A 15,069-nucleotide genomic window follows, 5' to 3' on the forward strand; every position below is an offset into this window, starting at 1 on the left:
TTCCTCAGACTCTTGTGGTATCCATTACACTTCGATGTCAACTTCATCGCCTTTCTCTTGTAACCAATTTCGGCGATCTTCAGAGCGTTTCTTCGCTAACAACATATCCATCATGCCTAGGGTTTCTTGATAATTTTCATCATCAATCACCAATTGCACTAAACGACGCGTATTCGGATCAAGCGTGGTTTCACGCAGTTGAAGTGGGTTCATTTCACCCAAGCCTTTAAAGCGCTGTACGTTAGGCTTTCCTTTTTTACGGCTTAAACGTTGCAAAATGGCATTTTTTTCTGATTCATCAAGGGCATAATGAACTTCTTTACCTAAGTCGATACGGTAAAGTGGTGGCATTGCCATATAAACGTGCCCTTCCTTAACAAGAGCAGGAAAATGGCGCACAAATAAAGCACACAATAAGGTTGCGATATGTAAACCATCCGAGTCCGCATCCGCAAGAATACACACTTTACCGTAACGCAGTTGGCTTAAATCATCACTATCAGGGTCCATACCAATGGCTACCGAAATATCATGAACCTCTTGTGATGCAAGTACCTCATCTGAAGAGACTTCCCATGTATTTAAGATCTTACCGCGTAAAGGCATAATCGCTTGATATTCACGATCTCGAGCTTGTTTAGCAGAGCCTCCTGCAGAGTCTCCTTCAACCAAAAACAGTTCGGTGTAACGTAAGTCTTGAGAAGTACAATCAGCTAATTTACCCGGCAATGCTGGCCCTGAAGTAAGTTTTTTTCTTACCACTTTTTTAGCTGCGCGCATACGACGCTGAGCGCTGCTAATCGCCATTTCAGCCAGTAATTCACCAACTTGAACATTCTGATTTAGCCATAAGCTAAACGCATTTTTTACTGCATTTGCCACAAAAGCGCTGGTTTGTCTTGAGGAGAGTCGCTCTTTGGTTTGCCCTGCAAATTGAGGATCTTGCATTTTTACTGATAATACATAAGCACAACGCTCCCATGTATCATCAGCGGTTAATTTAAGACCTCTTGGTAGTAAGTTACGGAATTCACAAAATTCACGCATTGCATCTAACACACCTTGGCGTAAACCATTTACGTGTGTACCACCTTGAACCGTCGGAATTAAGTTAACATAGCTTTCAGTGAGTAGATCGCCACCTTCAGGTAGCCATAACATAGACCATTCAACGGCTTCATTATCACCTTCAAATTTGCCTGTAAAAGGCTCTTCAGGAAGGCGAACAAATTCAGCAACGGCTTCACTTAAATAATCGGTTAAACCATCAGCGTAGCACCAATTTTCTTGGGTATTGTTTACTTTATCTACAAAAGAAACATTCACGCCCGGACACAGCACTGCTTTGGCTTTTAATACGTGAGATAAGCTTTTAGACGAAAAACGAGGAACATCAAAATAAGAGCCATCAGGCCAAAAATGCACACTCGTACCTGTGTCTCGTTTTGCACAGGTGCCAATCTCATGTAACTCTTCAACTTTATCGCCATTTTCAAAGGCAATTTGGTAAATTTTACCATCACGACGAACAGTTACTTCAATACGCTTTGAGAGGGCGTTAACAACCGAGATCCCCACACCATGCAACCCGCCAGAAAATTGATAGTTTTTATTAGAGAATTTTCCTCCGGCATGGAGATGAGCAAGGATTAACTCGATAGCAGAAACGTTAAGTTCAGGGTGAATATCGACAGGCATTCCTCGCCCATTATCGATAACTTCGATAGATTGGTCTGCATATAAAATGACATCGACCTTTGATGCGTGTCCCGCAAGCGCCTCGTCCACGCTATTATCTATCACTTCCTGTGCCAAATGGTTCGGTCTTGTTGTATCTGTATACATCCCCGGACGACGACGTACAGGCTCTAGACCATTAAGAACCTCAATATCCTTTGCGTTATAACTTGATTGAGTCATTGTTTTAATCTGCGGTTCGCTGTTAGAAAAATACTGTTTATAATAACAGGTGTTGGCGGCAATATGATATTAATTTTCGGCTAGATACATCAACCTACGTTTTACAGGTTAATCGACCGAAAGGCTAAATTATCTTTAAAAATTGAATAATTTTCGGAAAAAAACGTTCAAAACCCACAAAAGCATGGTTTCCATCCGATTCTATGGTTTGCCTACACGCGCCAAGATATGAGACAGCTTGACGATAATCAAGTATTTCATCTCCAGTTTGTTGAAGCAACCAAATAAGTTCTGGTGAGGTGATTGTGGGAATGCGTAAAGCAAGTAACTCATCCATATGATGAGGTTCTAGCTGATATTTTTGATGTGTATAAGGATTTTCATTCTCACCCAAGAAATCTTGCAAAAGATCGAAAGGACGTATCGCAGGATTAACAACAACAGCGGGTAAATTAAAACGTTGAGATAGCCAAATAGATAAATAGCCACCTAATGATGAGCCAATTAATCCAAGCTTGTCATCAGCACTCTCTTTAACTAAAGCTTCAATTAGCTGAGCAGCTTCTTGAGGATAAGGTGGCAATTGAGGTACTAACAATTCAATTTCAGGATGTGTTGCTTCAAGCCATTGGCGAAAAGCCTGTGCCTTTGCTGATTTAGGTGAGCTATTAAAGCCATGCAAGTAAAGAATACGAGGCATAACTTAATAGCCATCCGCATCAAGGTCAGGACAAAATTCAGTCCCCGCTAAACGGTAAACTTGTGTTTCAATTTTGCCCTTATCATCAGATGAAAGTGACATTTCCAAATAACGCCAGCCCGGAGAAACCGTATCTAATGTAAAATTCGTACAATGAGGGCGAAACTGAATGCACGTAGAAGGCGTCGCCAACAAACGAATACCATTCCACATTTCATCCATTTCTTGATGAATATGACCACAAAGCATCATTTTTACTTGAGGGTGATCTCTTAAACGTTCTGCCAATTCTTGAGAATTTCTTAAACTATGTTGATCTAACCATGTACACCCTGAAGGCATAGGATGATGATGCAACAAGATAATTGTATCTCTGTGCTTTTGGCTTTCGAGACAGCGTGTTAGCCAATCTAACTGGCAATCTGATAACTCACCATGAGGAACACCTTGAATTTGGCTATCTAATAACAACATTTGCCAATTATCACCAATCAACACTTGTTTAGCTGACAAAATTCCTGCCTGATTTAAAGCATCAATCATTGCAGGTTGATAGTCATGATTACCCGGCAACCAAACACAAGGCGGTGTTAGCGTCGCAATGCCATCAGCAAAATGCTGATAAGCTTTAAAGGTTTGATCTTGAACTAAATCACCTGTCGCAACAATCAAGTCAACATCAAGACCTTGCTCTCTAATCGCATTTAATACCGCATGGTAGCTACGGTAGGTATTGATACCCAGCAGAGTGTCTTCCACATTAGCAAAGAGGTGGGTGTCTGTGATTTGTAATATTCTTACGGTGTTTTTGTGTTTCACCGATAATTCAAGCTGGCTTTCCAAAAGGTTTCCTTGTTTCACTCTCATTAGCCGTTATGTTAACGTATTTTCGTAGTAAAGATCTGCCAACCAATACACATTTCAAAAGATTAGTGAGAAATATTCTCGCTTTCAATCACGTTTTTTTCACTTCATTTTACAATTTATTTCATTTGATATCGTATACTTAGAGATAGTTACTCTACTTGATAATATTACTAAAAACACCCTTTAAAGATTGATTTATGTATTAAATTATCGACCAACGTTTTCTTAATGCAATATGATGAAGTTGTAACCATTGAAGCGCAATAACAGATGCTGCATTGTCAATAACCCCTTCTTCAACCCAAAGATAAGCTTGTTCTCTGCTGACAACATGAACACGAATATCTTCATTCTCACACGCTAACCCATGAATACCTTTTGCGGTTGTTGCATCAACTTCACCGACGTAAACATGCATTCTTTCGCTCGTACCGCCTGGGCTCGAAAGATAACTCACAATAGGTTCACATCGACCAACAATAACCCCTGCTTCTTCTTGCGCTTCACGTCTAACAACATCTTCTGGGCTTTCTCCTTGTTCGACCATGCCCGCAATCACTTCAAGTAGCCAAGGTGTCTCGCTAGTTTCATACGCAGGAATACGAATTTGCTCAATTAATACCACTTCATCACGTTTGGGATCGTAAGCAAGCAAAACACCTGCATTGCCTCGTTCAAAAACCTCACGTTTAACCTCTTCACTCCATCCACCTTCAAAAAGGCGATGTTTAAAGCGATATTCAGTCATGCGAAAAAAGCCTTTGTATAAATCTCTTTGATTGAGCAATTTCACATCTTCATGACCATATAAAAATGGTGTATTTTCCCTTTTCTTCATACAATGTTCCTTAAGTTACATTTAAGAGTCTTTTTATTGCTTACGTTTAATACAGATTTAAAGAAATTTGCCAACAATTCATGTAAAGTTAATCTAAAATAAAAGGATATGGCACAAATGGCTACCCCTACTTAGGGAAACAATCTGCTAGAATTATCCCCAATCAAGATTAACAGAGGCAACTCAGCGAAACTGTTGCAACAAGGAATTAAAATGAAAAAACTGCTCTCTCTTTTGGTCACGATGAGTTTGGCAGGATTCAGCACTGCAAGTCAGGCTGAGGATCTGCTTCAAGTTTATCAAAAAGCAAAGGACAGTAACCCTGAGTTACGCAAGTCATTAGCTGAACGAAATCAAGCTCTTGAAAAAATTAATGAAGCTCGTGGCTCGTTATTACCACAATTAGGATTAGGCGCATCCGCAGATTATAAAAGCGGCTATCGCGATAATAACAACACCGAATCCAATTCTATTGGTGCAAGTTTAACGCTAACTCAAAGTGTGTTTAACATGGCGTTATGGCGTCAATTAAACATTCAAGAAAAAACAGCTGGCATGAGCGATGTGACTTATCAAACAAGTCAACAAAAGCTGATTTTAGACACCGCGACTGCTTACTTTGATGTTTTGCGTGCTATCGATTCATTATCATTTATTGAAGCGCAAAAAGAACAAGTTTACCGTCAGTTAGATCAAACAACTCAACGTTTTAATGTTGGTTTAGTGGCTATTACTGACGTACAAAATGCCCGTGCAAATTACGATAGCGTATTAGCACAAGAAGTGGCTGGCCGAAATCAATTAGATAATGCATTAGAAAAACTACGCCAAGTAAGTGGTATCTATTACATTAATCTGGCATCACTAAACATCAGCCGTTTTTCAACAACCTCACCAGACTCTATTGAAAAACTGCTAAAAGATGCTGAAGAACGTAACTTAAGTTTATTAAGTGCACGTTTAGGTCAAGATTTAGCGCGCGAAAATATTCGTTTAGCACAATCAGGTCACTTACCAACCGTAGATTTAAATGCATCAACCGGTGTATCCAATAGCCATAGTCACGGTAGCGCATTACCACCAGCAACAGCGGGTAATAGTCGCAATAGTTACAGTGGTCAAAATAGTATTGGTCTATCTGTTAGTATCCCTCTGTATACTGGCGGCAAAACAAGCTCACAAGTTGAACAAGCACAATATGGTTTTACAAGTGCTAGCGAACAATTAGAATCGGTTTATCGTTCTATTGTCCAAATCGCACGTTCTTCTTATAACAATATTTCTGCATCAATCAGTAGCATTAAAGCGTATCAACAAGTTGTTGTTTCTGCGCAAAGTTCATTAGATGCAACTGAAGCGGGTTATCAAGTGGGAACTCGTACTATTGTTGATGTGTTAAATGCCACAACAACGCTTTATGATGCAAAACAGAAATTATCCAACGCGCGTTATGACTATTTAATTAACCAATTAAATATTGAATATGCCCGTGGCACATTAAATGAAAATGACTTAATTCAGTTAAATAATGCACTGGGTGCAGAAGTTTCGACTTCACCAGATAACATTATTCGCCCATTAACAAGCCCTGCACTTAACGTTGCACCTTGATCGTGAATTAAGAATTTAGTTACTTACACAAAACCGCTTTCAGCGATAAACTGATAAGCGGTTTTTTTATGCTTCCTCTCCACATAAGATATTGTGTTATGGCTTAAATTAAGATCTCAGCAATATCTATCTTCTTGTATTAACAAAGACCTTAATTACAATTGAGCTAAAAAGAGAGGATTTACCTAATTTCATTACCCTTAACCTTATAAAGATCACAAATTTCTGGTTATCCCTGATGATTAGGCGTTTCTTATTTATTTTCTAGATTATTTAACCTATCCTAGCTTTTATTTTGAACGTTTTACCTTTTATGGATCTTACAATATGCCAATGAAACGTACCAAATCGATTAATCGTGATGCTTTCCGTAAAGCATTTCGTCCTTATCGCCTGGCGCCTGTTGCAATCGCCATCACTGCTGTATTCGCGCTTTCAGGATGTGAAGAGAGCGATGAAACAGTTTCACTGTATATGAATGCACAAGAATGTGCTCAAGCAAATCCTTCACAAGCTGCGCAGTGTGAGGACTCTTATCGCACAGCATTGCAAGAAGCACAGCGTACAGCACCCAAATATGCAACGTTAGAAGACTGCGTTGCTGAATTCGGTGATGCACAATGTACACAAACTGCATCTATTGATGGACAGCCTGTTAGTACTGAAAATGCCAATAATTTAAGCCCAGACAGCTCACAAATGGCCCAAGCTAACTCTGGCGGTAGCTTCTTTATGCCATTAATGGCGGGTTATATGATGGGTCGCTTAATGGGGGGCGGTGCGCCAGCACAACCTCTGTTTAGTTCACGTAATCCAACAAGCCCTGCAAATGGTAAATTTGTGGACGCAACAGGCCGTAACTATGGTCCTGCAGTGGGCGGTCGTCAAATGAATGTACCCAAAACAGCCATGACACCAAAACCATCAACAACCTCGACAGTAACTCGTGGTGGCTTTGGTAATACGGTTTCAAGACAAGCTGCGGCTCAACGTACCAGTGCAACAAATAATAACCGTAGCTCTACCGGTTCATCTTCTTATCGTTCAGGTGGTTAATTAAAACCATGAAACGTGAAAATATCATTGAACGCCCGGATTGGCGTGAAAAAGCAACCGAATTTGGCTTTAACTTTCATACAATGTATGGCGAGCCTTATTGGTCTGAAAATGCTTATTATCAATTCTCAATGGAAGAGGTTGAAACGTTAGAAGAAACGACGGAAGAGTTACATCAGATGTGCTTGCAAGTCGCTGATAAAGTGGCTAATAGTGAAGAGTTGCTGACTCGTTTTCAAATCCCACGTCACTGTTGGGATTTTGTCCGTGATTCATGGAAATCGTCTCAACCTTCTCTCTATTCACGTCTTGATTTAGCCTATGACGGCAAAAGCCCAGCAAAATTGTTAGAAAATAATGCAGATACCCCCACTTCGTTGTATGAATCTGCTTTTTTCCAATGGATCTGGCTTGAAGATCAAGTCAATGCAGGCCGTTTACCGCAAAATGCTGATCAATTTAATAGTATTCAAGAGAAGTTAATTGATCGATTCGCAGAGCTGCGTGATCAATACGGCATGCGTTATCTGCATATGTCTTGTTGCCAAGACACGGAAGAAGATCGTGGTACAGTTCAATATTTGCAAGATTGTGCTGAAGAAGCAGAAGTAACAACTGACTTTGTCTTTATTGAAGATCTGGGTTTAGGTGAACGTGGTGAGTTAACTGATCTGCAAGATCAGATAATCAGCAATATGTTTAAGCTTTACCCTTGGGAATTTATGTTCCGCGAAGACTTCTCAACTAAGTTAGCTGATGCAGGCATTCGTTGGTTGGAGCCATCTTGGAAGAGTATTATCTCGAATAAAGCATTACTGCCAATGCTTTGGGAGATGTTCCCTAATCATCCAAATCTGCTACCAGCCTATTTTTATGATGGTAAAGCGCCTGATTCATTATCACGTTATGTTATCAAGCCACTGTTTTCACGCGAAGGTGCAAATATTCGTATTGTTGAAAATGGCAAAGATATTGCTGTTGCAGATGGTCCTTACGGTGAAGAAGGCTTTATTGTTCAAGATTTCCATCCACTACCAAAATTCGGTGATAGCTATACATTAATTGGTAGCTGGTTGGTTAACGATCAATCCGCAGGTATTTGCATTAGAGAAGATAGAGAGCTTATTACTCAAGATCTCTCACGCTTCTATCCACATATTATTTTAGATTAATTTAAAACCGATTATATCTGTATTCAAACACCTCATGGTTAATTAACTTTGGGGTGTTTGTGTTTTTACTCGTTAATTTGTCTTCTTAGCGCCAATATCTTCTCGACAGTTTCTTGTAATTCAATGTTATTTTCATTGTTGCTTATTCGTAAAGCTAAATTCCATTTGCACAATATTTTGGCATGTTGGCTAAGTTCAGGACATTTATGTAAACGATTATTTTTTTCTAACCAATCAGCAACAACAGACCAATCCCATAATGGAGATTGACCTTTTATCCGCTGAATGGGTGAAGGGAAATTTCCATCGCCTCTTAAACCATCTTTTAATAATGCAATTGCCTGTCGTGTTAATCCTGTTAGCTCTGCAATATCACTTAAACCTACCATTGTAGAATCTACAGACTCCACTCTTATTTTCATCCCTGTTAACTCAACATTCATTATTGCAGAACTGATAGCTTCATCTAATGAATTTGCATCTCTATCAAATTCTAAATATACAGATTTCCCATAAAAGCAGACTAAAGCATCATTACAACCATTCTCAAATAAAGCATCTTCCAATCCATCAATATCACTCGATACACCTGATAATGTTAATGTAAAATTAAATAAAGGCATCGTTATTCCTCTAAATTCATCCTGATAAAAGCGACCTAAGTCGCTTTATTTACTAAAAGATCAAAAACACTGATTAACCTTTCTTATTATCTGCTTAGCATGATTTTCCATATTTGATGGCGTACACCAAATACTTATCTGATGATTTTTATGTTCATTAGCTGGATTGCCACAACGTAGTTTACAAAATGTATGTGAATGACTACCTGAAGCGATCCATACCCATTCATGCTCCAAAGCATATTCAATAGCAGATTGAATATGTTTATTTGGATGTTTCTTCATTAACCTCCAATAAGCTTAATTTAACCCCAACCGTTGACAAGTGTCAACAGTGAAATTCTCAACAAGAAATATTTATATTGAGAGCTAAAAAAGCTTATCAGAATTCTCTTTTTATAAAAATAAAACCAATACAAACAAAGGTTAAAAGTATTTATTATATTTATATAGAAAATTGGAAAGATCAACAATAAGGGAAATATAATGAATCGATACATTATATTTAATATAAAAAAGGTCAAATTCTATAAAAGTGAATTTGACCTTTAGATTTTATAAATTGGGTTTATTGAACAATCTTATCCAATTTGAAATGTCATCATACTGAGCGATTTATTAACAATATCATTATTCAGTAATGTTACTTTTTCACCTTCTTGTTTTAAACCTAATAGGTATAACGCAGGTAAAAAATGCTCTGCTGTTGGATGAGACAATCGCCCTTCTTCCGTTGATAAAATCGTAAAGAGGTCAGTTGGCTCTTTGTCACTTTGCAAACTATTTTCTATTGCTTCACTAAACGAAAGCGCCCAAGGATAAGGCGTTGCATCACTGTTTTGCCAATCCATCATTCTTAAGTTATGAACAATATTACCGCTACCAATAATTAAGACGCCTTCTTTACGCAACTCAACTAATTTTTGACCTAATTGGTAGTGCCATTGTGCTGATTGACGCGCATCAATGCTTAATTGAACAACAGGAATATTTGCCTTGGGATACATTTTTTCAAGTATCCCCCAACTTCCATGATCTAATCCCCATTGATCCATATCGAGTTTTAATTTAATCGGATCAATAAGATCTTCAATCAGTGCGGCTAAACCTATCGAGCCTCGCGCTGGGTATTTTATTGCATACAATTCTGGTGGAAATCCATAAAAGTCATGAATTGTCTTTGGTTGCGACATTGCCGTCACATAAGTTCCATCAGTATACCAATGGGCAGAAATCACTAAAATTGCTTTAGGTTGAGGAAGGTTTTCCCCTAATTTTGACCAGAGGCGAGTATATGTATTATCTTCTAATACATTCATTGGACTACCATGCCCAATAAACAGCGCTGGCATCATTTTTGTTTCCATAAACCACCTCTTATGGCGAGTGTTCTTATCACATAAGCATACTGCCTTCTTACTTGAAATATAGTCAAAGAAGTATGAAATAGTTATTCAAAAAATATGAAAAAAGCCACCTAAGTCTCCTTAAGTGGCTTGATATAAGTGTGTGTGTGTTTTCAGTGTCGTTTATAACATGTTAATTTCAGCCAGCTTTTTTCTCCTCACGAAGACGATAAGCCACTAAATCTTCAATTGTTAACACTGGCATATTGTGCTTTTTAGCAAAAGTGATCACTTCTGGCGCTCTTGCCATTGTGCCATCGTCATTTGTTAATTCGCATAACACTGCAACGGGTTTAAAACCGGCTAACGTTGCTAAATCAATCGACGCTTCAGTATGTCCGCCACGCGTTAACACACCACCAGATTGACCTCGTAATGGGAATACGTGACCTGGACGATTTAAATCACTTGGTTTTGCATTGTCAGCCGCCGCTGCACGTACTGTGGTTAAACGATCTGATGCTGAAACACCCGTTGTAACACCTTGTGCCGCTTCAATTGTTACCGTAAACGCGGTATGGAAATGACTGGTGTTATTTTCCACCATCATAGGCAAATCAAGTTGTTGACGGCGTTCTTCTGTAATGCATAAACAAACAATGCCACTGCCATGACGAATAGACATCGCCATTTGTTCTGTGGTCATTGTTTCTGCTGCGAAAACCATATCGCCTTCATTTTCACGGTTCTCGTCGTCGAGCACCATCACGCCTTTACCAGCACGAAGGGCTTCTAGAGCAAGTTCAACACGCTCAAATGGATTACCGAATTCGGAAAGTAGCGTCTGATTCATGGTAAAAAAACCTCAATAATTAATGAAAGTTACCAGAATCAGGGCAGTCTTAGGAGTGGATCTCTGCTTAATAAACACACAAGCAGAAACAACAGGAATGGATACAATGATCCTACTGATGCTATTTTATTCTCTCCCATCCAGACTTTAACTGTCGGCTCCAGAATCACACTGGATCTGCTGACCTTTGCATTACAATGGCAACACAAAGCGCTCGCGGGCTTTACCCAAGTATTTAGGTATTTACCGCCGGTGGGGACTTTCACCCCGCCCTGAGATTAACGGTGAAACTATACGCTTTAAAATTATAAGAGGCAATCATCAATCGGCGACAATCTCTGTTTCATCACATAATCGTTTTATGACATACGGTTATTTAACGATTTATAATAAAAAAGTAACAATAATATTGATATCTGGTTTAATTCCCTCTGTCCTCATATTACACTTAGCCTCAGCTTTCTATTTTATTTGTGAGGACTTCCCATGTTGGACCCGAAAAAACTTGAACAAGTCGCGCGCCAAATCCAAAACGTTCTGCCTCAGGGTATTAAAGATTTTGGTGATGATATTGATAAAAAAATCCGCACTGTTCTGCAATCTCAATTAAACAAATTGGATTTAGTCAATCGCGAAGAGTTTGATGTACAAACACAAGTCTTATTACGTACTCGTGAAAAACTGACCCGTTTAGAGCAACGTTTAAATGAGTTAGAAGCAGGTCTACTGGAAAAACCTCAAACTGAAGTTGAAGAAGTTGAAATTGTGGTAGAAACTCAACCTGACAATAAAGCTTAATCTATTCAATTTATTGCTGATTTCAGTTTAGTCATAAAGCAAAAAACCCTGTATCTAACAAAGACACAGGGTTATTTTTTAGATATAAAAAGTTAATTAATCACTATTTTAACTCTGGCCAATAGTCTTTATTAACTTCAATTAAATCGTCTAGAATTGCTTTTGCGACAGTCGCGCTTGGCACCGTTTTGGACATTGTAATAGCCTGCCAAAGTTTCAAATATGACTTTTCAATCCACGCTTCTACCACTAATTTTTCAACTGCAACTTGCTGGCCCATCATCCCTTTTTGGAATAATGGAATTTTACCCATGACTAAAGGCTCTGGCCCATGACTTCCGACAATACAAGGGATCTCAACCATTGCCTCAGGATCAAAATTAATAATTGATCCATTATTAGGAACGATCAGTAACATTCTTTCTTGCGTATTAAACGCAATAGCCGTTGCGAGATCGACAATATAAGAAGCATGTTCATCTATCTCAAGATGACCAGCAGATGATTTACCCGCAGCTGTAATTGCACGACATGCGCTAAAAACATTCTTTTCTCTGTGCTCCATCACTTCATTCGCTCGCGTATGGTTAGGATCAGAATGCTCAACAACATAATCAGGGAATAGATAATACTTCAAGTAAGTATTTGGCATCGTATCTGGATCTAATGCCCATACATCTTTTGCTTTACCAAAGGTATCATTCCAGCTTGCTTCAACAGGCTCTCCCGCCACTTTTGGAATATATCCATATTCTGCAACATGCTTTCTGATAATCGGTAATAGATCATTACCTTGTAAATCTTCAACTTGCGTCCACCAGCCAAAATGATTTAAGCCATAATAACGGACACGCATCTCTTTACGTGATTTTAATCCTGCAATTTGTGCCATGCGTGATTCAATACCAATTGGCATATCGCAGATATTTAAAATTTTGGCATTGGGTTTTAAACGACGGGTAGCTTCAGCGACAATAGCTGCTGGATTAGAATAATTTAACATCCATGCATTTGGTGAATATTTTTCCATATACTCAACCAATTCTAACACGCCACCAATAGAACGCATGCCATAAGCAATACCACCAGGTCCACAGGTTTCTTGCCCTAACACACCATGACGTAAAGGAATTTTTTCATCTTTTTCACGCATAGGGTATTTACCGACACGGATATGCGCCATCACAAAATCAACATCAGTAAAAGCTGTTTTAGGATCAGTGGTATAACAAAACTCAATTTCAGGTGCTTTTTCAGTAAGAATTATTTCACAAGCTTTAGCAATAGTTTCTTGCCGCTCGGCATCATTGTCATAAAATTTGATGGCTCTTAATGGAAAACGTTTTAAATTTTCCAGTAGCATCAAAATAATACCGGGTGTAAATGTACTTCCGCCACCTGCAATTACGACTGAGAACTTCTTCATTATATAGCCTCCGACAAGGTGATTTTTTGTGTATCTTCTTTCATCAATTGTTCAATCTTGTCTCTCACTTGAGAAACGTGTAGCCCGATAATAATTTGTAATGCATGACCTTTACGCACTACACCATGTACACCGAGCCGTTTAAAATAGGCATCTGTTTCAACTAATTCGCTATCGATAACTTCAATACGTAAACGGGTTGCACAGTTATTTAAAGATTTGATATTTACACTTCCTCCCAAGCCTTCAAGAATGCCTTTAGGCAGTGCAAGTTTGCGGTCTTCTTTTGCTATTTTTGAGTTATCTAAAGACTGTGATTTCTTATTTTTATAATCTTCTTTGCTATATAGTTTGATCTCTTCGTCGTCTTCTTCACGACCCGGTGTTTTTAAATTAAGTTTGATAATTAATGTTCTAAACACCACAAACCAAATTACTGTAAAAATAAGACCTATAACTATTTGCGTAATAATCATTCCGTAATGGTTATGAAACATGGGGATCCAATTCATAGGGAGGAAATTATCGATGATCCCTCCGCCCATATTGCCCACAACCCCAAAGTGATAAAGTGTCGTCGCTAAGGTAGCTGCAAGTACGGCATGGATCGCAAATAATAATGGTGAGATAAATAAGAATGTGAATTCTAAGGGTTCTGTTATTCCCACAAATACAGCGGTCAATGCAGAAGGTATAAGTAAGCCAGCAATTTTAGCTCTGTTTTTAGGTGCCGCAGTAAAATAAAGAGCAAGCGCTATACCAATAGAACCAAAGACTTTGCTATTACCATGTAGCGCAAAACCACCTTCAGGAAATAACTCTTTTAAAGATTGGGTACTTTGACTGAAATATTGCATATTTCTAGCCCAATCAACCTGAATACCATGTTCAGTGACTGCGGGGCCAAAAATAAAAGGTCCGTAAATAAAGTGATGTAAACCAGTAGGAATTAAAATACGCTCAAGAAAGGTATATATCCAAACCCCCAAAGAGCCTGATTCAACCATAAATACTTGCAAAGATTGAATACCAATTTGCACTTTAGGCCAGAAAAATAACGTTATCCACGCTAACGGTAACATCATAAAAAAACTAATTAATACAACATAAGATGTTCCCTGAAATATACCTAGAAATACAGGAAGTTGTTTATCGAAATAACGATTATGTATCCCAGTTACAATGCCAGCGATAATAATTGCACCAATAATACTGGTATCTAATGTTTTAATACCAGCAATCATTGTAAGACCACTATTTCCACCGACTTCATTTGTAAAGTCTATGCCAAAATAACTGCCCCAAACAATTCCCATTGCATTAATAAAATAATTCCAAGTGAGAAAACTCACCATAACGGCAAGACAAGCTCTTGCTTGTGCAGTTTTAGCTAAACCTATTGGCAAACCAATTGCAAAAATAAGAGGCATATTACGAAAAACCGTCCATCCCCCCTCTTCAATAATATGAACAATTTGAGCGAATAAACTATCGGGTTTTAATAAATCTTCACTAATAAATAATGGATTCTGTAATAGAATTGCAATGCCTACAACAATACCTGCGAAAGGAAATAGCAGGACAGGGGTAAACATGGCTCCACCAAATCTTTGTATTTGACTGAGCATAAAAATATCCTCTTATTTACTGCTACTGAAATGACATGCTCTTTAATTTATATTTCTTCTGTGAAATTAGATTAGGTTCTTTTCTCTTTATTCCCTCATCCAAAATGAACTATTCGTGATCTAATTCATACTAATCTTTCACGCTAAGTGATCTACTTTTTAGTTAAAAGGTAGATCAGTTTTTATTTTTTGATAACGTTCACATTTTAAAGGTATAAATGATTGTGCTAT

14 protein-coding genes and 1 riboswitch are annotated in these 15,069 nt (G+C 38.4%); of the genes, 4 read left to right on the forward strand and 10 right to left on the reverse strand.

The window, feature by feature from the left end:
• Nucleotides 1-24: 24 nt before the first annotated feature.
• The 4 genes from parE to nudF form a co-directional block, all read right to left on the reverse strand.
• Nucleotides 25-1,920, reverse strand: a complete 1,896-nt coding sequence (gene parE, locus BTA34_RS13540) for a DNA topoisomerase IV subunit B (protein ID WP_109373070.1) — start codon at nt 1,918-1,920, stop codon at nt 25-27.
• A 124-nt stretch (nt 1,921-2,044) separates the two neighbouring features.
• Nucleotides 2,045-2,620: an esterase YqiA gene (yqiA, locus tag BTA34_RS13545; RefSeq protein WP_151436017.1), complete on the reverse strand. Its 576-nt coding sequence runs from the start codon at nt 2,618-2,620 to the stop codon at nt 2,045-2,047.
• 3 nt (nt 2,621-2,623) lie between these two features.
• Entirely contained in the window at nt 2,624-3,463 is an 840-nt protein-coding gene (cpdA, locus tag BTA34_RS13550) for a 3',5'-cyclic-AMP phosphodiesterase (protein WP_151436776.1), read from the reverse strand.
• Between the two features lie 226 nt (nt 3,464-3,689).
• Nucleotides 3,690-4,325: an ADP-ribose diphosphatase gene (gene nudF, locus BTA34_RS13555; protein ID WP_151436018.1), complete on the reverse strand. Its 636-nt coding sequence runs from the start codon at nt 4,323-4,325 to the stop codon at nt 3,690-3,692.
• Nucleotides 4,326-4,538: 213 nt separating this feature from the next.
• On the opposite strand from nudF, the gene tolC reads away from it, so the two are divergent.
• The 3 genes from tolC (at nt 4,539) to BTA34_RS13570 (ending at nt 8,164) form a co-directional block, all read left to right on the forward strand.
• Nucleotides 4,539-5,936 carry an outer membrane channel protein TolC gene (gene tolC, locus BTA34_RS13560; protein ID WP_151436019.1) on the forward strand — a complete coding sequence of 466 codons (1,398 nt, stop codon included), beginning with the start codon at nt 4,539-4,541 and terminating at the stop codon, nt 5,934-5,936.
• Between the two features lie 327 nt (nt 5,937-6,263).
• Nucleotides 6,264-6,992 carry a DUF1190 family protein gene (locus BTA34_RS13565; RefSeq protein WP_072070058.1) on the forward strand — a complete coding sequence of 243 codons (729 nt, stop codon included), beginning with the start codon at nt 6,264-6,266 and terminating at the stop codon, nt 6,990-6,992.
• Nucleotides 6,993-7,000: 8 nt separating this feature from the next.
• The gene (locus BTA34_RS13570; RefSeq protein ID WP_151436020.1) at nt 7,001-8,164 is read left to right on the forward strand and encodes a glutathionylspermidine synthase family protein; all 1,164 of its coding nucleotides are present in this window, start codon (nt 7,001-7,003) and stop codon (nt 8,162-8,164) included.
• Between the two features lie 65 nt (nt 8,165-8,229).
• Here BTA34_RS13570 and BTA34_RS13575 read toward each other — a convergent pair whose 3' ends face one another.
• From BTA34_RS13575 to ribB, 4 genes are all read right to left on the reverse strand, one after another.
• Nucleotides 8,230-8,787 (reverse strand): helix-turn-helix transcriptional regulator, encoded by a 558-nt coding sequence (locus tag BTA34_RS13575; protein ID WP_151436021.1) that lies wholly within the window; start codon nt 8,785-8,787, stop codon nt 8,230-8,232.
• Between the two features lie 60 nt (nt 8,788-8,847).
• Nucleotides 8,848-9,072, reverse strand: coding sequence for a hypothetical protein (locus tag BTA34_RS13580; protein WP_072070061.1), 225 nt, complete (start codon nt 9,070-9,072; stop codon nt 8,848-8,850).
• A gap of 296 nt (nt 9,073-9,368) precedes the next feature.
• On the reverse strand, nt 9,369-10,154 hold the full coding sequence (ygiD, locus tag BTA34_RS13585; protein WP_151436022.1) for a 4,5-DOPA dioxygenase extradiol: 786 nt from the start codon (nt 10,152-10,154) through the stop codon (nt 9,369-9,371).
• 178 nt (nt 10,155-10,332) lie between these two features.
• Nucleotides 10,333-10,986 carry a 3,4-dihydroxy-2-butanone-4-phosphate synthase gene (gene ribB / locus BTA34_RS13590; RefSeq protein WP_151436023.1) on the reverse strand — a complete coding sequence of 218 codons (654 nt, stop codon included), beginning with the start codon at nt 10,984-10,986 and terminating at the stop codon, nt 10,333-10,335.
• Nucleotides 10,987-11,110: 124 nt separating this feature from the next.
• A riboswitch (FMN riboswitch) is annotated at nt 11,111-11,270 on the reverse strand.
• Nucleotides 11,271-11,472: 202 nt separating this feature from the next.
• On the opposite strand from ribB, the gene ubiK reads away from it, so the two are divergent.
• Entirely contained in the window at nt 11,473-11,784 is a 312-nt protein-coding gene (gene ubiK, locus BTA34_RS13595; protein WP_151436024.1) for a ubiquinone biosynthesis accessory factor UbiK, read from the forward strand.
• 103 nt (nt 11,785-11,887) lie between these two features.
• Here ubiK and BTA34_RS13600 read toward each other — a convergent pair whose 3' ends face one another.
• Both BTA34_RS13600 and BTA34_RS13605 read right to left on the reverse strand, forming a co-directional pair.
• Nucleotides 11,888-13,210, reverse strand: a complete 1,323-nt coding sequence (locus BTA34_RS13600; protein ID WP_151436025.1) for a 6-phospho-alpha-glucosidase — start codon at nt 13,208-13,210, stop codon at nt 11,888-11,890.
• On the reverse strand, nt 13,210-14,838 hold the full coding sequence (locus BTA34_RS13605; protein WP_151436026.1) for an alpha-glucoside-specific PTS transporter subunit IIBC: 1,629 nt from the start codon (nt 14,836-14,838) through the stop codon (nt 13,210-13,212). The genes BTA34_RS13600 and BTA34_RS13605 overlap by 1 nt, the downstream gene beginning before the upstream one ends.
• Nucleotides 14,839-15,069 lie beyond the last annotated feature (231 nt).

Origin of the sequence: Proteus sp. CD3, assembly GCF_008808075.1 — a bacterium.
Lineage (GTDB): Bacteria > Pseudomonadota > Gammaproteobacteria > Enterobacterales > Enterobacteriaceae > Proteus > Proteus appendicitidis.